Source organism: Vitiosangium sp. GDMCC 1.1324 (genome assembly GCF_003044305.1).
Taxonomy (GTDB): domain Bacteria; phylum Myxococcota; class Myxococcia; order Myxococcales; family Myxococcaceae; genus Archangium.
The window spans coordinates 120,407-140,116 of sequence record NZ_PZOX01000005.1 but is presented as its reverse complement, the minus strand read 5'-3'; the positions used below and the strand labels follow the sequence as shown (position 1 = coordinate 140,116).

Genomic DNA, 19,710 nt, shown 5'->3' with positions numbered 1-19,710 from the left:
AGCGTTCGCCGGATGACGGGCCGGGTCAGGCCTTGCTCGCGAGCGCGCGTGGCCGGTGCATAGGCTGGCGAGTCGCGGGACTTGAGGCCATGCTGGGGGCACTGCACGGTGAGGGATGGCGGTTGATGGGTCCCACCGGGCGGCACGGCGCCCGGCTGTTGGACCATCCCCATGACGACGTCACCTCCCAGCGATTCCCTCCATCGGCTCGCGCAGGTGCTCGAGTGGCTGACGCCGGCCGCGATTGCACTCACTCTCCTGGTGGCGTCGCTCGATCTGATCGGCTGGGGCCTGGCCAGCAGGTTCCTCGTCCGAGTCGTTCCCCTGCAGGGCGCGGGCATCATGATGCCGAATACCGCCATCGGTCTTCTGGGCAGTGGCCTCGCGCTTTGGCTCCTCCGCGAGGAGCCAGCAGACTCGCGGCGGCGTGTGGCTGGGCGTGCACTGGCGCTCGGGGTCGTCCTCCTGGGGGGCTTGACCTTCGCCGAGTACAGCTTCGGGGCCGACCTCGGAATCGACGGTGTCTTCTTCAGCGAGACCGTCAAGCGCATGACCCCGATGCTCCCGGGACGGCCCTCGCCCCTGACCGCACTGTGCTTCTGCGTCACCGGGTTGGCCCTCCTGCTGCTGCATGCCAGGACCCGCCGGGGGTGGTATCCCGCCAGGTTCCTGGTGCTCGCCACCCTGTTCCTCTCGGGTCAGGCGCTCATCGGCTACGTGTACATGGAGGAGGGTCTTTTCGGGCCCGAGCGGTTCATCTCCCGACTGCCGGCCTTCACCCCCATGGCGGTCCACACGGCGTTGCTGTTCCTGCTGTTGTCACTCGGAATCCTCTCCGTCCACCCTGAGCACGGGCTGATGGCAACGCTCATCCGCGACGACGTGGGAGGCCACATGGCACGCCGGCTCTTCCCGGCGGCCATCCTCGCGCCCCTGCTGGTGGGCGGGATGATGCTCCTGGGGGCGCGGTTGGGTCTCTACGGAGCCACCTATGGGACCTCGCTCTTCGTCCTCGTCACCCTGGCGGCCTTCCTGGGCATGGTCGCGTGGACCGCCAGAGCCCTCTCGCGACTGGACGCGCATCAGCGGAGCATGGCGCAGTCCCTGCGCTTCTCGGAGGCCCGTCTCGCGGGCATCGTCTCCAATGCGGTCGACGCCATCATCTCCATCGATGAGGAGCAGCGGATCATTCTCTTCAACGCGGGGGCGGAACGCATCTTCGGTTACTCCGCGAGCGATGTCCTGGGACACTCCTTGGGGATGCTCATCCCCGAGCGGTTCCGCGCCCTCCACGAGCAACACATCCGGAATTTCGCGGCCAGCCCGATGGAGACCCGGCAGATGGCGGAGCGGCAACCCATCACCGGCCAGCGCAAGGACGGCGCGGAGTTTCCCGCCGAGGCCAGCATCATGACGCTGGCGGTGGACGGGACGAGGCTCTTCACCGTCATCTTGCGCGACATCTCGGCGCGCAGGCGTGCGGAGGAACTGCTCCGGGAGAGCGAGGCGCGCTTCCGGACCTCGTTCGAGGATGCCTCGATCGGCATGGCCCTGGTCGGACTGGATGGCAGCTTCCTGAACGTGAACGGCTCGCTGTGCGGGATCGTCGGCTACTCGCAGCAGGAGCTCCTCTCCAAGACGTTCCAGGACATCACCTACCCGGATGACCTGAAGCTGGACCTGACGAACGTGCACCGGTTGCTCCAGGGAGAGCTCAGCTCCTATCAAATGGAGAAGCGCTACTTTCACAAGCAGGGCCACGTGGTGACCGTCCTGCTGACGGCCTCGCTGGTCCGCGACTCCCAGGGAGCGCCGCGCTACTTCGTCTCGCAGATCCAGGACATTTCCGAGCGCAAGCAGTTGGAGCAAGCATGGCGTTTCCTCGCCGAGGCGGGCCCACGGCTGGCCAGCTCACTGGAGCCCCAGGCCACGCTCGCCACCGTGGCGCGGCTGGCTGTCCCCGCGCTGGCGGACGTGTGCCTGGTCCAGGTCCTCGGTGACGACGGGAAGGTCTGGGTGCAGGAATTCCTGGCGGCTTCCCCGCAGAAGGCAAGAGTCCTGCCCGAGTTGTTCTCCGTCCATCCCCATCCCTGGTTCCTCCAAGGGCACGTCGTCGCCGAGGTCCTCCGGACGAGCCAGCCGCTGCTGCTTCCGGAAGTCCTTGGACCGCTGCTCGAGCCGGTGGCGGGGGATGTCCGGCACCTGGAGCAACTTCGCCTCCTCGGGCTCCGTTCGGGCCTCGTCGTCCCCCTTCTCGCGCGCGGGCGCACCCTGGGAGTCATCTTCCTCTTCACCTCCGAGTCGGGGCGCCTCTACGGTGATCGAGATCTCGCCCTCGCCGAGGAGCTGGCCAATCGCGCCGCACTTGCCATCGACAATGCCCGCCTCCACGCGCAGTCCGAACAGGCGACACGCGTTCGCGACGAGGTCCTCCGGATCGTCGCCCATGATCTCCGCACGCCTCTGAATGTCATCACCTTGAGCACGGGGACGCTCATGAAGCGGCTGCCCGGGGAGTACGCCGCGGCCACGAAGCCGCTCGAGTCCATCCGGAAGGCCGTCGAGCGGGCAAACCGGCTCATCCAGGAGCTGCTGGACGTGGCCCGGATGGAAGCCGGCCATCTCTCGGTGACCCGGGCGCTGGAGGAGACGGTTCCGCTCGTCCGGGAGGTCGCCGAGCTGCATCGTACGCTCGCGGAGGCGAAGTCCATCCAGTTCACGGCCGCCGTCCCGGAGGACTGTCCCCCCATCTTCGTTGACCGCGATCGCGTGATGCAGATCTTCTCGAACCTGCTCGGTAACGCGCTCAAGTTCACGCCCGAGGGCGGGCAAATCACGCTCCGGGTCGAGCCAGTGGAGGGCCAGGTGCGCTTCTCGGTGAGTGACTCGGGGCCTGGGATTCCCGCGGAGGACCTGCCGCACCTCTTCGAGCCTTTCTGGCAGGCCCGTGTGGGGAGGAAGGAAGGGGCGGGCCTGGGGCTCGCCATCGTCCGGGGGCTCGTCGAGGCCCATGGCGGACAGCTGTGGGTGGAGAGCAGCCCGGGAATGGGGAGCACCTTCTTCTTCACACTCCCCACCGGGCAATACCCCACGTCAGGCGAGTGAACCCTCTCGAGGTCCAGGGCAGCACAGGCACGAACGGACGGCTTGTCGCGACAGCCCCGCATGGACAGCCTGTCGCGAAGAATCCGAACGAGGGAGGCCACCATGGCTGCTGAGCAAGGAGCGCGTCCGCAGGTTGGGCCGAGGATACGGATCGCAGCCGTCTCGCTTGGCCCTTCGCTGGTTCTAGACGGGATGCTGGCCGCGAGCGTGCTGGCCGCATCGGCCGCGGCCTGGGAGCAGGGGCGCCGGAGTGGACGGCCCATCTGGAAGCTGGCAGCGGTGGGGGCGTTGACCCCCTGGGTCTTCCGGCTCTTCCTGCGCGCGAGGATGATGAGATTGGGCGCTACCCGACAGGAGGAGCTGCAATCCCTGCCAGGGGATGAGCTGCTTCCCCATCGGGGAACCTCGGAGCTCACCCATGGCCTCACCCTCCGCGCGCGCCCCGAGGATGTCTGGCCATGGCTGGCGCAGATAGGGGCGGGGGAGAGAGGGGGCTTCTACAGCTATGACTGGCTCGAGAGGCTGGCGGGGGCCCCCGTGCGCAGCGTCGAGCGAATCCTCCCGGAGTACCAGCAGCCGAAGGTCGGCGAGCTGATAACCCCAGATGGGGAGTGGCGCGTGCTGCGGGTGGAGCCGGGCCGTGCCTTCGTGTTCGGCAACCAGGACTTCGTGTGGGCCTTCGTGGTGCAGCCACTCGACGAAGCGAAGACCCGCCTGCTCGTGCGCGTTCGCACGAGCCCAAAGCAGGCGGGGCCCATCGTCTCCAACCTCATCCTGCTTCCCCACCTGATCATGCAGTGGAAGATGATGAAAGGCATGCGCCGCAGGATTGAACGGGCTGCGCGCCAGCGGGAGGCGGGAGGCGCCGAGGGGACCGTGATGGCGCGTCCGGCGTCCGAACAGCCCCCGGCACCCGGCGTGTAGCTCAGCCCTCGGTGGCCTCACGGGGCGGCAGGTGGATGCGCACCGAGCGCACCCGGCGCGGGCTCGCGTCCAGCACCTCCAGTACCGTCCCGTCCTCCAGGGCCAGCTTCGTGCCCTGTCTGGGGATGGACCCCGCCTCCACCGCGCACAGTCCTCCCACCGTGGACCAGCCCTGGCCCTCCTCCAGCTCCAGCTCCAGCTCCCGGTTCACGTCCCGGATGGCCGCCGTCCCCTGCACCACCGCCGTGGTCGGGCTCTCGCGCCGGACGAGCTCCTCGGGCTTCTCGAACTCGCTGGCGATGTCTCCCACCAGCTCCTCGACCAGATCCTCCACCGTCACCAGCCCCGCGACTCCGCCCCGCTCGTCCACCACGATGCCCAGCTGCATCCGTCTCTGCTGCAGCTCCTTCATCGCGTCGATGGCCCGCATCGACTCGAAGGCGAACCAGGGGGGCCGCATCACGTCCTCCAGCACGATGAGCGAGCCCTCCCATGCCACCCCCAGCAGATCCTTCGCGATGACGTAGCCCACGATGTTGTCGATCGTCCCCTCGTACACCGGCATCCGCGAGTGCCCGTGCTCCAGCAGCACCTGTTTGATTTCCTCGGCGCTCGCGTGCCGGCGCAGCGCCACCATGCGGCTGCGTGGCACCATCACCGCCGACAGCGGGATGTTCCCCATCTCGAAGGCCCGGGAGGCGATCTCCCCGGCGCGCGGGTCCAACGTGCCCGCCTTCGCCGCCTCCTCCACGAGCTGCTGCAACTCGTCCGGAGACAGGCGTGACTCGGTGAAGTTCGTCCGGTCCCCGAAGAAGCGCAGGATGAGGTTGGAGCTGGCGGTGAGGAACCACACCAGCGGCTGCATCAGCCACGCGAGGCCGCGGAGCGGGCGGGCGATGAACAGCGCATAGCCCTCGGAGTAGCGCAGGGCCAGGGACTTGGGCACCAGCTCGCCCAGCACGAGCGAGAGATAGGACACCAGCCCCACCACCAGCGCGAAGGCCAGCTGCTCGGCGAGCGCCGTCTCCACTCCCAGCTGGGAGATCGGGCCCACGAGCCGCTGAGCGATGGAAGCCCCTCCAAAGGCCGCTGCGGTGGCACCCACCACGGTGATGCCGATCTGCACCGTGGCCAGGAATCGTTCGGGGGAGTCCCGGAGTGCCTGCACGGCCCGGGCGGAGCGGCTGCCTTGGTCGAGCAGCTCCCGCAGGCGCGTCTTGCGCACGGACAACAGGGCGAGCTCGGCCCCGGCGAAGATGCCGTTGGCCAGGATCAGCAGCAGGATGATGACGAGTTCTGTCGTGATGGCCGTCTATCCTCCGGTCATCTCGTCATAGCAGCGGGGGCTGTTCAGGTGTCCAGGGATTGGAGCAGGAGCGACAGCTGATCGCGGCTGGCGCCCTTGGGCAGGTAGTAGTGCGGCCCTGAGCGGAGCGCGCCTCCCACCTCCTGAGCCTCCGCGGCGGTCAGGAACACCACCCGGGGCGGGGTGCCGTTGCGAGGCATCCGCTCCAGCACCTCGAAGCCGTTCATTCCGGGCATGTACAGGTCCAGGAGCATCACGCCGTAGCGTTGCCGCGCCAGCGACTCCAGTGCCTCCTGGCCGTTTGCTGCCTCGATGGCCTCGTAGCCGAGATCCTCGAGGCATAGTTTGAGAAATTCCCGCCAGTCCGCGTCGTCATCGACGACCAGCACCTTGCGTCCGTCGTCTTCGGATGCCCTTCGACCCAAGTGTCCTCCTGGTACGTGGGGACAACCCGCCCGGGGCAACGCGGCATTCACGGCTGGAACAAGTCTGGCCGGAGGGCAGGGGAGCCGGCTTCCCTCAGAGGAGCACCATGGCCAGTTGGCTGGCCAGGTACTGGAGGGCGGGCATGACGTTGGGCGCCGAACCCTTGCGCACCGGGGGAAGCTCCGTCTGCTTCCAGGCCGGCTCGCCCACCAGGCGGCCAGCGGCGTGCTGGAAGAGACGGAAGCCACCGAGCTCGATGGAGCTGCCCGAGTTGTAGATGCGCAGCGCGCGGCCCTGGAAGCGGCCCAGGTCGAACTCGCGCGGCACATGCCGGTGTCCGTGGAGGATGAGATCGCATCGGCCCTGGACCCGGCGGACCAGCTCGGCGCCCAGGGAGAGCTCGGAGGCGTGCGGCCAGCCCATGTGCGTGGCGAAGCGCTCCGGGAAGCTCTCCTCCGGCAGGGGCAGCACGTGGTGGTGCACCAGCACCGCGGTGAGCGCGCCCGTCGGAGCGGAGCACAGGGCCGCGTCCACCGCATCCAGCTCCGCCTGGGTCAGCTCGCCGTGGCAGGCGAAGTAGTTGCGGTTGTGGGGGCCGGTGGAGTCCACGCACACCAGGTAGAGGCCCTCGTGCCGCTCCACCCGCACCTTCTGCCCGTTCATCCACTGACTGCCGGCGTCCTCGCCGGTGCGGTCGTGGTTGCCGGGGATGAAGGTGAGCCGCCCCGCATCCAGCAGCGGCGCGAAGAGCTCCCGGAACCGCTGGTACTCGCTCCGGCTGCCCTGGTGGGTCAGGTCTCCCGTCACCACCACATGATCCACGCGCTCGGCGAGGAGTGTCTCCACGAGAGCAGTGGCAGTCGCGTCGCTCTCGCGGGTGAGGTCCAGATGCAGGTCCGACAGGTGCGCCAGCTTTCGAATGAGCATGGTTGCTCTTGAAGTACGCACTCGTGGAAACACGGCCATGGCCTCCGGGCAATTCCTGCGAAAGAGTCCGGTGACATGTCGGTGAACGTCAGCCAGCGATCAGCTCTCCGGTGCGCTCGGGCTCGGTCGTGGACAGTCGACCTGTCAGTTCGGGCGTAGGCGGTACCAGCTTCGAGCCGGGCATGACGCGCAGCTTGTTGCCGCGCCAGTCCACCGTGCGAGCAAAGAGTCCATTCGCCCACGCCGCGAAGAGCAGCAGATCCTTGAGCAGCACCGCCGGCGCCGTCATCCACGGCGTGCTCTGTCCGGGCCTCATCAAATGGAAGAGCGTCACATCGTGAACGAGCTTCGCCAGCGCGACACCGCCCACCACGCCCAGCGCCAGGGCGGAGGGTGACAGCAGCGCGCCGAGCAGGGCCCACGGCAGCGGGTTGAGCAGCGACTGCGCCAGGTACACCGGCGTGGGGACGCAGGTGTGGTGGATGATGCTCCAGCGCGCATAGCGCTTGAAGAAGGCCTGGACGCTCTTCTTCTGCGACACGTTGTAGACGGGCGAGCGCGCCACCACGGCCCGTTTGCCCAACCGCCGCGTCACCCACCGGCCGATGACGTAGTCCTCCGCCAGCACGTTGCGCACCGAGTAGAAGCCTCCCAGCGACTCCACGTCCTCGCGGCGCAGGGCCATGGACTTGCCCACCACGATGTCCTGGTTCACGGCCTGCTTGGCGGCGATCTGCCCCGAGCCCGCCGTGGCGCCCTGGTAGAGGTTGTCCATCAGCGAGCCCAGCGTCCGCTCGCCGATGCCGCTCACCGGGTGCGAGATACAGCCCACGGTGGGATCCTCGAAGGTGCGGGCGATCTCCTCCAGGTAACCCGCCCCTGCGCGGGTGTTGGAGTCGCTGATGAGCAGGAGGTCGTAGCGCGCCGCGCCCGCCAGGGTGATGAGCTGGTTCACCTTGGGGTTGAGGCCGGGCTCGCCGTGCTGCAGCTCCAACCTCATGATGTGGGGCCAGCGCGCCACCGCGGCCCGCGCCACCGCGTAGGCCGGATCACGCGTGTCCTTCACCCCGAGAATCACCTCATAGGCCGGGTAGTCGAGCGTGGCGAACCAGGCCAGGTTGGCTTCCAGGTCGTCATCCACGCCGCACAGGGGCTTGAGGATGGAGATACCCGCCGGAGGCCTGCCTGGAGATGGCCGGGCCTGGGACGTCCGGGCTCGCGACGCGCTCCGGAGGTAGCGCAGCACGAAGAAGAACTGCAAGCCGAGGGCGGCGACTCCAAGGAGGGCGGCGGTGAGGAGGGTGAGGCTGAGCGCGTGGGTCATGAGCGCGGGCTTTCTCCCGAAGCGGGAAGGGCGCGGTGATCGCGCGTCCTACCTGCGACGTTAGAAAAGCCCGGCGACTGCCCGGCGACGGTCTGGCGTCGCCCGGGAGAACTCTCGGTGACGGGACCGTGAACCCTCCTCCCCGGGTCACGAGGAGGTCGTCAGATTCCGGCTGCGCGGGTGACGGATGTCCGTGCCCCGCACCATGTAGATGACCATCTCCGCCACATTGGTGGCGTGGTCGCCAATGCGCTCGAGGTGCTTGGCGATGAACATCAGGGCCGTGGCGCGGCGGATGTTCTTCGAGTCCTCCATCATGTAGCCGAGGAGCTCGTTGAAGATCTTCAGGTAGAGGACATCCAGGTGGTCGTCCTCCTTGCGCACCTCTTCGGCCTTGGATGCGTCCGAGGACACGAAGGCATCCAGCGCCTTCTTCACCTGCTGCTGGGCCAGCTCGGCCAGGTGCGGCGTGTCCACGTAGGGCTTGAGCGGAGGCGCCTCGTTCAGGTCCTTGACGCGCTCGGCGATGTTCACCGCCAGGTCGCCGATGCGCTCCAGGTCGGTGACGATCTTCAGCGCGGTGGTGATGAGGCGCAGATCACTCGCGGCCGGCTGGCGCAGGGCGAGGATGCGGCGGCACGTCTCGTCGATCTCCACCTCCAGCCGGTTGACCTCCTTGTCCGACTGGATGACCCGATCGGCGAGCGCGGAGTCCCGCTCGGTGAGCGCGCGCACGCTGTCGGCGATGTGCGCCTCCACCTTGGCGCCCATGGCCAGCAGCTTCTCGCGCAGATCCCTCAGGTCCGCTTCGAATGCCTTGTCCGTATGCGTCGACGGCATATACCCGCTCTCTCCCTCGCTCCTACCCGAACTTCCCGGTGACGTAGTCCTCGGTGCGCTTCTCGCGCGGGTTGGTGAAGATCTGCTCCGTGGGGCCGCATTCCACCAGTTCGCCCATGTAGAAGAAAGCCGTCCGGTCGCTGACCCGGGCCGCCTGCTGCATGTTGTGGGTGACGATGGCGATGGTGTAGCGGTCCTTCAGCTCGTGGATGAGCTCTTCGATCTTCGCCGTGGCGATGGGATCCAGGGCGCTGGCGGGCTCGTCCATGAGGAGCACCTCGGGCTCCACGGCCAGGGCGCGTGCGATGCACAGACGTTGCTGCTGGCCACCGGATAGGCCCAGGGCGCTGTCGTTGAGGCGGTCCTTCACCTCGTCCCAGAGGGCGGCGCCCTTGAGCGACTTCTCCACGCGGGCGGCGATCTCCCCCTTGTCCTTCATCCCGCCCACGCGCAGGCCGTAGGCCACGTTCTCGAAGATCGTCTTCGGGAAGGGGTTGGACTTCTGGAAGACCATGCCCACGCGGCGGCGCAGGTCCACCACGTCCACGTTGCGGTCATGGATGCTGGTGCCGTCCAGCAGCACGGTGCCCTCGTGGCTGGAGCCCGGGATGAGATCATTCATCCGGTTGAGCGAGCGCAGGAAGGTGGACTTGCCGCAGCCCGAGGGGCCGATGAGCGCCGTCACCTGGTGCTCGGGCAGGGCGAGGCTCACCGACTTCACGGCCACCTTGGGGCCGTAGAGCAGGGAGAGCTCGCGCGCTTCCATCTTGATGCGCGAGGGAGCAGCGGAGGAGAAGGACATGGCTCGGTGTCAGTGGCCGCCGCCGGCGCGGCGGCGGGTGCGGGCGCGGATGAGCACCGCGACGAGGTTGAGGGCGAAGGTCAGGGCGAGCAGCACCAGCACCGTGGCGTACAACAGGGGCCGCGTGGCTTCCACATCCGGAGACTGGGTGGCCAGCACGTAGGTGTGGTAGCCCAGGTGCATGAACTGGGAGTTCAGCTTGTTGGGCAGGTCGGGCAGGAAGTAGGCGGCACCGGTGAAGAGGATGGGCGCCACCTCTCCCGCGCCGCGGGACACCGCCAGCACGGCGCCGGTGAGGATGCCCGGCAGCGCGCCCGGTAGCACCACCCGCGCCAGCGTCTGGGAGCGGGTGGCCCCCAGCGCCAGACTCGCCGTGCGGTGGTCCATGGGCACCGCGCGCAGCGCCTCCTCGGTGGAGACGATGACCACCGGCAGCGTCAGCACCGCCAGGGTGAGCGAGGCCCAGAGGATGCCCGGCTGGCCCCAGTGCAGCTCCTGGTAGCCGAGCAGCCGGTCCATGCTCCCGCCCACGAAGTGGATGAAGAAACCCAGGCCGAAGAGCCCGAAGACGATCGACGGCACACCCGCCAGATTGGCCACCGCCACGCGCACCGCGCGCGCCAGCAGCGAGCCAGCAGGCGCGTACTCGTGCAGGTACACCGCCGTCAGCACGCCCACCGGCATCACCGCCAGCGTCATCAGCAGGGTGAGCGCCGCCGTGCCGTAGAGGGCGGGGAAGATGCCTCCACCCATCATGCCGTCGGAGGGCGGCTGGGAGAGGAAGGTCCAGGTGATGTGCCCGGCCCCGCCCTTCACCGCGTCGAAGAGGATGACGGCCAGGATCGCGACGATCAGCAGCGCGGCGAGGCCGGTGAGGGACGTGAGCGCTCCACCCACGGCCCGGCGCAGGGTGTGCCTCTTCATGCGCCCGCTCCCGACAACCGCTTGAGGACCTTCCTGGTCCACACGCTCGCCAGCATGTTGAGGACGAAGGTGAAGATGAAGAGCTCGACGCCGATGAAGAACAAGAGGGAGTAGTGCGGGCTGCCGACCACCACCTCGCCCATCTCCGCGGCGATGGTGGCGGACATGGAGCGCACCGAGTCCGTCAGGCTGGCCGAGACGATGGCCGCGTTGCCCGAGGCCATCAGGACGATCATCGTCTCACCGATGGCGCGGCCGAAGCCCAGCACGCACGCGGCGAGAATTCCCGGGGCCGCCGCCGGAAGGACTACCTTCCAGGCCGTCTCCCAGGGGGTGGCGCCCAGGGCCAGCGAGGCCTCGCGGTAGCTGCGCGGCACCGACGTGAGCGCGTCCTCCGCCACGGTGAAGATGACGGGGACGATCGCCAGCGACAGGCCCAGGCCCGCCACCAACGCGTTGAGCCGCGAGCCCAGGCCGAAGGTGTCCTGCATGAAGCTGGCGAGCACCATCAGCGCGAAGAAGCCCAGCACCACCGAGGGAATGCCCGCCAGCAGCTCGATGGTGGGCTTGAGCACCTCGCGCAGCCGCCGCGGGGCGAACTCGGCCGCGAACAGCGCGCCCGCCACGCCCACCGGCACCGCCACCGCCATGGACACCAGCGTCGTCTTCAGCGTGCCGATGAAGAGCGGAATCATGCTCACCTTCGGCACCGACGACACCGGCTGCCAGACGAAGGTCGCCGGTTTGCCCGCGCGCACCACCTGCGGCAGGAACATCTTGGAGAGGCTCGCTTCGTGGCGGGCCTCGGCACTCAGGAAGAGCTCCAGCGCCTCCTTCGCCACGAAGACGAGGATGAGCACCAGGGCGGCAATCCCCGTGAAGGCCATCGCGGTGATGAACACCTCGATGGCCTTCTCGCGGATCTGCCTGCGTCGCGCGGTGGAGGAGAGCCGCGGCGCCACTGCTACTGTTTCCACGAGACCCTGACCCTGCATGGCTGCCTGTCTATCCATCTTGCGCCCTCGGCTCGTGTGACAATCTCGTGACGCTCGCGGCCCTGGGGGACTACTTCACTGGGAAGTAGCCGACCTTGGTGACCAGCGCCTGGCCCTCGGGGGACAGGGCGAAGTCGATGAAGGCCTTGGCGTCGCCGCTCGGCTTGTTGCGCAGGTAGAAGTAGAGGTCGCGCGAGAGCGGGTACTTGCCGCTCTTGATGTTCTCCGCCGAGGGGGCGAGCGACTCGCTGCCCTTCTTGATCTTCAGCTCCTTGACGCCCTTGGCGTAGGCGGCGCCGCCGTAGCCGATGCCGTTCTTCTCCTTGGCCACCGCGTTCACCACCGCGGCGGTGCCGGGCAGCGTCTGGGCGCTGGAGGTGTAGTCCTCGCCGTTGAGGAGGTTGTCCTTCACGAACACGTAGGTGCCCGAGGAGTTCTCACGCGAGTAGACGACGATGGGGGCGTCCGGGCCGCCCACGTCCTTCCAGTTGGTGATGTCGCCCAGGTAGATGCCCTTGAGCTGCTCCTGGGTGAGGGCGTCCACGGGGTTGCCCTCGTTGACGTAGAAGGTCACGCCGTCCTTGGCCACCGCGATCTCCGTGCCGGTGGTGTTGAAGCGGGTGCGCAGCTTCTCGGTCTCCGCGTCCTTGATGGGACGGCTGGACATGGCGATGTCCGTGGTGCCGTTGATGAGGGCCGACAGGCCGACGCCCGAGCCACCGCCCGTCACCTGCAGCTTGATGCTGGGGTTCTTCTTCATGAACTCCTCGGCCCAGCGCTGGCCGAGGATGACCATGGTGTCCGAGCCCTTGACGGTGATGGTCCCCGCCTGGGCGGCGACCGGGAGGGCGAGCAGCAGCACCGCGGCAATCGAGGCAATGAAGTTCTTCATGACGAGGCTTTCTCCTTGGGAAGAGGGTAGGGACCTAGAAGCGGGCCTGCATCTGGACGGTGAACTGATCGTCGTGCGGGTCATGGACGTCCGCGACGACGGCCGTCATGGGGTGCTCGTAGGTGGCCGAAAGCTTCAGGTTCTCACCAAAGTAGTGGATGGCGGTGAGTCCCACCGTTCCGACGGCGTTGGTGCCCGCGGGCGCCGTTGGATTCTTGGAATCCGCGAGGGCCGGCGTGCCGTTGGACGGATCGAAGTAGTCGTAGCGCACGGCCACCGCGTCGGTGACGCCGATGTTCTGCACGAGCAGCGCGTACCAACCGCTGGCAGGCCGATCGAGCAGCTCGGTGCCGTTGCTCACGAAGGTCTTGCCCTTGATGTACTCACCCTTGAGGGCGGTGGCGCCCACGGGGAGGAAGTCCAGGTAGACCTGCAGGTCCGCGCCGATGCGGCTGCGCTCGTAGGCCAGGCGGTAGGGATCTTCAACGGCCTTGACCAGGGGAATGGTGTGGCCGTACCAGCCGGAGATGCCGCCGGAGATCCACTTCAGGTCGAACCCGGCGCGGCCGATGAGGTCCTTCTCCTTGTCGTTGTCCACGCCAGCGGAGTTCGGGAAGTTGATGCCGTTGCCGTCGAAGACGCCCGCGCTGAGGCGGAGGAAACCGAACTTGCCGCTGTACTTCACGCCGCGGTCCCGCTCGTCGGGGAGGAAGGCCCGGATGACGCGGGTGCGCTCGGGGAACTCGCGGTCGCTGGAGGACTGCACGGCCTCGTAGCCGAACGGCCACTTCATCTGCCCCAGCGTCACCGACTGGTTCTGCTTCGTGCCGGGGATGAAGAGCGTGGCCTCGGCGTCCTTGAGCGTCACGCCGGAGGGCGAGGCGTCGATCTGCAGCATGAACTGGGCGATGTCACCGGTATAGGTGGCCTTGAGCCGGCTGCGGCGGACGGTGAAGCGGCTGAAGCCGCCGGTCCCGTTCTCGCGCGTCTGCTCCCACTGGTAGCGGCCCTGCACGTAGCCGGAGAACTTCAGCTTCGAGAGGGGAGAGAGGATGCTCTTGATCTCGGCCAGCTGCTCCTCGATGGAGGTGACCTTGCCCTCGGTCTCGGTTACCCGCTCGTCGGTGCTCTGCGTGGGAGCGGCCTCGGTGGCGGGAGGAGGGGTCTCCTGGGCCAGTGCGGCACCAGAAGCGAAGGTCAGCATCGCGGCGATCAGGTTACGCATAACGTTGGGGGGCTCCGGTGTTGTTTCGTCTGCTGTCGAACAACGGCGGGCACCATCTATGGGTCCTCTGTGGCTGTTTGACGGAGGGTCCGTGACAAATGGGCAACGACGCTCACGCGGCGCTCGGCTCGACGATGCGGTAGCCCACGCCGCGCACCGTCTCGAGGTAGGCGCGTGCGGAGCCCAGCTTGTCGCGCAGGCGCATGACGTGGGTGTCGATGGTGCGCGTCTCCAGGTTGCTGGAGAGGCCCCACACCTCTTCGAGGAGCTGCTCGCGCGTCTGCACGCGGCCCACGCGGGAGAGGAGGTGCTCCAGCAGGCGGAACTCGAGCGCGGTGAGGGGCACCTCCTTGCCGTCCACGTAGAAGCGGTGGGCGGAGACGTCGAGCGTGAGGGGACCGAGCTTGAACGAAGCCGGATCGCCCTTGCCGGGGCTGCTGCGGCGGAGGATGGCCTTGAGCCGCAGGACGAGCTCGCGGACGCTGAAGGGCTTGGTGACGTAGTCGTCGGCGCCCACCTCGAAGCCGCGTACGCGGTCCGCCTCTTCACCCTTGGCGGTGAGCATGACGATGAGGACGTCACGGGTGTTGGCGGCGGTGCGCAGCTGGCGGCAGACCTCCACGCCGGACATGTCCGGCAACATCAGATCCAGGAGGACGACATCCGTGCGCTGCTCGCGGGCGGCGGAGAGCGCCGACTCGCCAGTGGGTGCCACGCGGGTAGAGAACCCGGCGGCGCGGAGATTGAAGTCGATGAGCTCGGCGAGATCTCTCTCGTCGTCAACGATGAGGACGTGGGCCATGGCGATGGCGCACTCTGGGCCTCACCGTTTGCGTCGCGGTGACGTGTCTGCGACAAGTGTGTGACATCCGTTACCGGGAGTGAAGGTCGTCGGGACGCAGGAAGGAGCGGCCGGGTGTTGCTATCCACGCCAGGGAGAAGTGCTTGCCTTCGGGATGGAGCGCGAGCGCGGTGCCCTTGCGCAGCTTGTCGGGCAGCTCGTCCACGTCGAGGGCGAGCGCGCCGGCGCGGGAGAGGGAGGGGTTGTGGCCGACCATCATCCAGCCCGCGCCCAGCTCGCGCGCGAGACGGAGGATGCGCTTGGGGCCGTTGGGGTGGGGAAGCAGCGCGGAGTGCACCTCCACGCGGCCCAGTCCGAAGGCCTCGGCGAGGATCTCCGCGGTCTGCACCGCGCGCACCAGGGGGCTGGTGACGATGCCGGCCATGGGCGTGAGGCGCGCCAGCTTGCGAGCGTGGGTGCGGAAGGCGGCGCGGCCCTCGACGGTGAGGGCGCGAGCCTCGTCACCCAGGGGGTGGAGGTCCTCGGCCACGGCGTGGCGCACGAGCATCAGGGGCATCTGGGTGGGTGACATGCGAGCTCCGTCCCTAGAAGCCCGAAGGCCGGGGGCGCAAGCAACGTTCCCGCGTCGCGGCCGTCAGCCGTCCAGGTCCTGCACGGTCGAGAGCGGAGTCGGCTCGTCCTCGGCGGGGGCAGCGTGGTCCTCATCACCCACGGCCTGCTTGAGGAGCAGTGGGGGCTCCACCGCCGGCATCTCGAGCGGCGTGGGCCGGTGGGGGATGTTGGCACCCGGTGGCGGGCGCAGCACCGGGCCGGGAGGCGGCAGGCCCGAGTGACGGCGCGCGGCCTCCATCAGCGCCTTGTGGTGGCGGTAGCGCGCCTCGACGAGCTTGTGGATGAGGAGGGGTCCACCGGGCACGCGGCGCGCGGTGAGTGCCTGGGTGGCCTTGCGCACCGGGTAGCGCACGCGGCGGATCTGCACGCGCCAGCCCTTGGGCGTGAAGGTGAAGACGCCGTAGGCCGGGCGCAGGTCTCCGTCGCGGGGGATGCCGGCGCTGGCCACGTCGGCGATCAGCAACCGGCCCACGCGGCGGCGGTAGGGAAAGTGCAGGTGGCCGAAGGCACACGCGGCCGCGTCCAGGTTCTGGAAGTAGCGGCGCACCGTGTTCTCGTCCAGCGTGGGGTCCAGCGAGTCCTCGAGGTTGCGCGGGTTGGCGTGGCAGACGAACAGGTCCTGCCCCCGGCGCGGCGAGTAGCGCACGGAGAAGGGCATCGCGCCCAGGCGCTTCAGCCAGGGCTCACCGAGCTGATCCCTCGTCCACTGCAGCAGCTCCGTCTTCCAGTGGTCCCGCTCGCGGTAGGCCCCGCCCAGGTAGTGGCCGGCGAGGTAGCAGTCCGTGTTGCCCATGAGGACCGCATCGCAGCGATCGAAGAGCAACTCCACCGTCTCGCGCGGGTGCGCGCCGCGCAGCGCCAGGTCTCCCGCGGCCACGACGTAGTCGGGCGCGACGCGGGCAATGTCCTCGAGGACGGCCTCGCAGGCGGGGAGGTTCCCGTGAATGTCGGCGAGGATGGCGACCCGCATGGTCGCTCCATCCTAACCCGTCGCCGTCGCCGAGGGCACCGCCGCTGGAAGGAAAATCGTGAAGGTAGAGCCCTCGTTTGGTTGGCTCTCGACCCGGACCTCGCCCCCCATGGCGCTCATCAGGTGCTTGACGATGGACAGGCCCAGGCCCGTGCCCCCCATGTCCCGGCTCCGGCCCTTATCCACCCGGTAGAAGCGCTCGAAGATGCGGGCCAGGTGCTTGGGCTCGATGCCCACCCCGGTGTCCTTCACGTGCACCGCGCACCGCCCGTCCTCCAGGCCGCCCGTCACCGTCACCCGGCCTCCCTCGGGGGTGTACTTCACCGCGTTGTCCAACAGGTTGAGCAGCACCTGCTCGAGCCCTCGCTCGTCCCCTCGGCCCACCAGCTCCAGGGGGATGTTCAGCTCGACCGTAATCTTCTTGCCCTGGGCCTTGTGACGAACCACCTCGGCCGCCCGGGAGGCGGACACGGCCAGGGGCACGTCCGCCACCTTCAGCTTCACTTCCCGTGACTCCAACCGGGACAGTTCGAGCAGGTCCTCGACGAGCTCCGAGAGACGCTCGGACTGGCGGTGGATGATGTCCACCATCTTGGGCGCGACGTTGGCGTCCCCCAGCGCGCCGCCTTGGAGCGTCTCGGCGTAGCCGCGGATGGCGGTGATGGGGGTGCGCAGCTCGTGGGAGACGTTGGCGACGAAGTCCTTGCGCACCTTCTCCAGGCGGCGCAGCTCGGTGACGTCGTGGAAGACGGCGGCGCTGCCCGGCAGATCCCTCCCCAGCGGAGTCACCCGGATGGCGAGCGTGCGGGGGAACAGGCCCTCGAGTGTCAGCTCGAGGTGGGTGGAGGCCCCCTCGCGGCAGGCCTGGGTGACGGCCTCGTTGAGCGCGTCGTTGCGCAGCAGGGCCAGGGGCCGCTGGCCGATGATATCCGTGACGGTTTGCAGCATGTCCCGCAGCGCGTCGTTGTGGCGCACCACGGTGCCCTCGGCGTCCGTCACCCAGAGGCCCTCGGCCATGCCATCCAGCACCGCGGTGAGGATGCGCGCCTCCTGGTTGAGGCCGGCGTTGCGCTCGGAGAGTTGCTGGTGCAGCGAGTCGATGGCGCCCTGGAGGTTGGCCACCTCTTCGATCGGAGTCTGCTCGTCCTCACGAGGGCCCGTGGCGGGTGTGCCTTCGGCGCGGGTGCGGACCTGGCGGGCCAGCCTGAGCAGCTGGCGCTTGAGTGCGCCTCGGGCCGCCACCAGCGTCAGCGCGGAGCCGGCGAGCGTGGTGATGGACACATAGACAGCGTCCATCTTCCAGCCCAGCAGCAGGAAGAGGACCAGCGCCGCGAGGGCGGGGCCGAGCAGCGGAACCAGGACGAGGCGCAGGGGCAGTGGCATGGAGGCCTTCCCTTACGGAGGGCTGAGCTTGTAGCCCACGCCGCGCACCGTCTCGATGATGTCGCCCGCGGGGCCGAGCTTCTCGCGCAGGCGCTTGATGTGCGTGTCCACCGTGCGGGTGTGGATCTCCGCCTGGATGCCCCAGACGTCCGACAGCAGCACCTCGCGCGTCTGCACGCGATCGCTGCGCTCCAGCAGGGTGCGCAGCAGGCGGAACTCCAGCGCGGTGAGGACCACCTCCTGGCCCTTCACGCGCACCTGGTGGCGCGAGGTGTCCAGCTGGATGTCCCCAGAGGACAGCTGCGCCGCCGGCCCCTCCTCCGCGTCCGAGCGCCGCAGCACGGCTTTGACTCGCAGCAGCAACTCGCGCACCGAGAAGGGCTTCACCACGTAGTCGTCCGCGCCCAGCTCCAGGCCCTGGATGCGGTCACTCTCCTGGCCCTTGGCGCTCACGATGATGACCGGAACCTTGCGCAGCTCGGAGTCGCTCTTGAGCATGCGCAGCACCTCGCCGCCCGCCAGGTCCGGCAACATCAGATCCAACAGGATGAGGTCCGGCAGGTTGGCGCGCGCCCGGACCAGGCCACTCGCGCCGGTGCCCGCGGCCTCCGCCTCGAATCCCGCCGCCTTCAGGTTGTACTCCACCAGTCCGGACAGGTCCTGCTCGTCTTCGATGATCAGGATGCGTGCCATCGTTCCTCGGGGCTCCCCGGTTTCTGACCGAGGGCGTACCAGATTGCCCGTGGCGGGTGAATGACGAGCACGTGACGCCTCTGTGACACGGCTCGTCCGCCCGTCCGGCCTGTGCTCAGGGGGTGATGGTGGGATCGCACTCGCTGGCCGCCAGGGTGATGGAGGCGGCGATGAGCGGTTCGTTGCGGGTGGCGCTGACGGACTCCAGGTAGTTGCAGGAGCTGCCCAGGAAGTGCGTGGGGGTGGAGCGCGAGAGCGCCTCGATGACGACGACGTAGTCGCGGCCCACGGGGATGTCCACGACCAGCTCCTGGGCGCCGCCCGAGAGCCCCGCGTTGAAGCGCAGGGCGCGCCCCTTCTTGCCGTCGGGCCCCTGGATGACGAGCGCCTCGTTCGGATTCACCTGCTGGTTGAGGCAGGTGCGCTGCAGCTCGGCGCAGCGGCGCGACTGGCCCTTGGGCAGGACCACCACCTGGAAGGCGCCCAGCTCATCGGCGACGGCGCGATCGATGAGGAGGTCCAGCCCGAGGCTGGTACCGGAAGAGGAGGACTCCGCCCCGCAACCAGCGGCGAGGGCGGTGCCCAGCAGGACGAGGAGGGAAGTGCGCGGGCTCATGGGTTGACGCGGACGGTGATGGGGACGCGGCCCCGTTCCTCGGAGGTGGCGTAGACGACGGCGCCGGCGGTCCCCGCCACGGCCACCGCACCCACCGCCACCCAGAGCCACGGGCTCTTGTACCAGGGGCGCTCGCTTGCGGAGGCCACCGCGCCCTGATGGGGGGCCACCTGGAAGACGAGCGGGTTGAAGGCATCGCCCCGGCCCGCCAGCCGCCGTTGCGCCGCGTCCGCCACCTCGAAGTAGTACTCCACTTCGTAGGCGGAAGCGGTGGCGGGCAGCTCGTAGGCGGGGATGGTGGCGGAGTAGCGCTCCTTGTTGGTCCGGTCGCGCGTGAAGTCCACCGAGCTGTAGGCCTGGGCCCCCGCGCGCCGGTAGAAGAGCCGCGCCCGGGCCCCGAGCGCCATGTCCTCGATGCGCGCCTCCGACCGCACCGGCTCGCCGCCCGCGGTGTCGGCGATGGGGTCCACCTGGAGGGTGACGGGCCGGACGCGGCGGCTCTTGATGTCCTCCTTGATGCGCGCGTAGAGCGAGCGGATCTTCGGAGGCGCGGTGCGCGGCAGCTCGTAGTCCGGTCGGGCCTGGAGGAGCATCTCGTAGGCCTCGCGTGCGCGCGCCTCGTCTCCCAGGTATAGCGAGGTGAGCCCGAGCAGCCGGTAGAGCTCCACGAGCTGGTCGTCGGTGACGTCCGGCGCGTCGAGCCCGGCCTCCAGGGTCTTTACCGCGTCCTCGAACTCGCCATCCGCGATCTGCTGCTGCGCGCGGGCGATCTCCGGGCGGGCCGGGGCCACCTGGAAGAGGAGGGGCTGCGGAAACAGGGGCTTGGCAAGCGAGGCGCCAGGCGCCAGCAGGCTCGCCAACACGATGCTCGCCACCACGCGATACCGCTGGACGTACATTGGCACCCACCCTAGCAGACGACCAGGCATGCCTCTACCTTGAGG

The 19,710-nt window shown here is 68.6% G+C and carries 19 protein-coding genes; 2 read left to right on the top strand and 17 right to left on the bottom strand.

The features are described 5' to 3' along the window. The first annotated feature begins 171 nt into the window (after positions 1–171). Positions 172–3,105, top strand: a complete 2,934-nt coding sequence (locus DAT35_RS16690; RefSeq protein WP_108068031.1) for a PAS domain S-box protein — start codon at positions 172–174, stop codon at positions 3,103–3,105. Between the two features lie 192 nt (positions 3,106–3,297). Continuing rightward, positions 3,298–4,029, top strand: a complete 732-nt coding sequence (locus DAT35_RS16685) for a hypothetical protein (protein WP_146209742.1) — start codon at positions 3,298–3,300, stop codon at positions 4,027–4,029. Between the two features lies 1 nt (position 4,030). Here the strand turns inward: DAT35_RS16685 and DAT35_RS16680 are convergent, their stop codons facing one another. From DAT35_RS16680 to DAT35_RS16600, 17 genes are all read right to left on the bottom strand, one after another. Next, a complete protein-coding gene (locus DAT35_RS16680; protein ID WP_108068029.1) occupies positions 4,031–5,308 on the bottom strand; it encodes a hemolysin family protein in 1,278 nt (425 codons plus the stop codon). Between the two features lie 71 nt (positions 5,309–5,379). Next, on the bottom strand, positions 5,380–5,760 hold the full coding sequence (locus DAT35_RS16675; protein WP_108068028.1) for a response regulator: 381 nt from the start codon (positions 5,758–5,760) through the stop codon (positions 5,380–5,382). A 94-nt stretch (positions 5,761–5,854) separates the two neighbouring features. After that, positions 5,855–6,688, bottom strand: a complete 834-nt coding sequence (locus DAT35_RS16670) for a metallophosphoesterase (RefSeq protein WP_108068027.1) — start codon at positions 6,686–6,688, stop codon at positions 5,855–5,857. Between the two features lie 88 nt (positions 6,689–6,776). Next, the gene (locus DAT35_RS16665; protein ID WP_108068026.1) at positions 6,777–8,012 is read right to left on the bottom strand and encodes a glycosyltransferase; all 1,236 of its coding nucleotides are present in this window, start codon (positions 8,010–8,012) and stop codon (positions 6,777–6,779) included. A 147-nt stretch (positions 8,013–8,159) separates the two neighbouring features. Continuing rightward, complete coding sequence (gene phoU / locus DAT35_RS16660; protein ID WP_108068025.1) at positions 8,160–8,852, bottom strand: phosphate signaling complex protein PhoU; 693 nt, start codon at positions 8,850–8,852, stop codon at positions 8,160–8,162. Positions 8,853–8,874: 22 nt separating this feature from the next. Beyond that, entirely contained in the window at positions 8,875–9,618 is a 744-nt protein-coding gene (gene pstB, locus DAT35_RS16655; protein ID WP_233261547.1) for a phosphate ABC transporter ATP-binding protein PstB, read from the bottom strand. Between the two features lie 45 nt (positions 9,619–9,663). Beyond that, a complete protein-coding gene (gene pstA / locus DAT35_RS16650) occupies positions 9,664–10,578 on the bottom strand; it encodes a phosphate ABC transporter permease PstA (protein WP_108068023.1) in 915 nt (304 codons plus the stop codon). Further along, on the bottom strand, positions 10,575–11,591 hold the full coding sequence (gene pstC / locus DAT35_RS16645) for a phosphate ABC transporter permease subunit PstC (protein ID WP_108068022.1): 1,017 nt from the start codon (positions 11,589–11,591) through the stop codon (positions 10,575–10,577). The genes pstA and pstC overlap by 4 nt, the downstream gene beginning before the upstream one ends. Before the next feature lie 52 nt (positions 11,592–11,643). Further along, a complete protein-coding gene (locus DAT35_RS16640; RefSeq protein ID WP_108068021.1) occupies positions 11,644–12,465 on the bottom strand; it encodes a phosphate ABC transporter substrate-binding protein in 822 nt (273 codons plus the stop codon). Positions 12,466–12,499: 34 nt separating this feature from the next. Beyond that, on the bottom strand, positions 12,500–13,690 hold the full coding sequence (locus DAT35_RS16635) for a porin (RefSeq protein ID WP_108068020.1): 1,191 nt from the start codon (positions 13,688–13,690) through the stop codon (positions 12,500–12,502). Positions 13,691–13,802: 112 nt separating this feature from the next. Beyond that, positions 13,803–14,492 (bottom strand): response regulator, encoded by a 690-nt coding sequence (locus tag DAT35_RS16630; protein WP_108068019.1) that lies wholly within the window; start codon positions 14,490–14,492, stop codon positions 13,803–13,805. 70 nt (positions 14,493–14,562) lie between these two features. Next, positions 14,563–15,063, bottom strand: a complete 501-nt coding sequence (locus DAT35_RS16625; protein ID WP_108068018.1) for a histidine phosphatase family protein — start codon at positions 15,061–15,063, stop codon at positions 14,563–14,565. Positions 15,064–15,126: 63 nt separating this feature from the next. Continuing rightward, positions 15,127–16,074 carry a metallophosphoesterase gene (locus DAT35_RS16620; RefSeq protein ID WP_108068017.1) on the bottom strand — a complete coding sequence of 316 codons (948 nt, stop codon included), beginning with the start codon at positions 16,072–16,074 and terminating at the stop codon, positions 15,127–15,129. Between the two features lie 12 nt (positions 16,075–16,086). Then, positions 16,087–17,451, bottom strand: coding sequence for a cell wall metabolism sensor histidine kinase WalK (locus DAT35_RS16615; protein ID WP_108068421.1), 1,365 nt, complete (start codon positions 17,449–17,451; stop codon positions 16,087–16,089). 18 nt (positions 17,452–17,469) lie between these two features. Beyond that, on the bottom strand, positions 17,470–18,150 hold the full coding sequence (locus DAT35_RS16610) for a winged helix-turn-helix domain-containing protein (protein WP_108068016.1): 681 nt from the start codon (positions 18,148–18,150) through the stop codon (positions 17,470–17,472). A 115-nt stretch (positions 18,151–18,265) separates the two neighbouring features. Next, entirely contained in the window at positions 18,266–18,766 is a 501-nt protein-coding gene (locus DAT35_RS16605) for a hypothetical protein (protein ID WP_108068015.1), read from the bottom strand. After that, positions 18,763–19,665, bottom strand: a complete 903-nt coding sequence (locus tag DAT35_RS16600) for a hypothetical protein (RefSeq protein ID WP_108068014.1) — start codon at positions 19,663–19,665, stop codon at positions 18,763–18,765. Before DAT35_RS16600 ends, DAT35_RS16605 begins: the two co-directional genes overlap by 4 nt. Positions 19,666–19,710 lie beyond the last annotated feature (45 nt).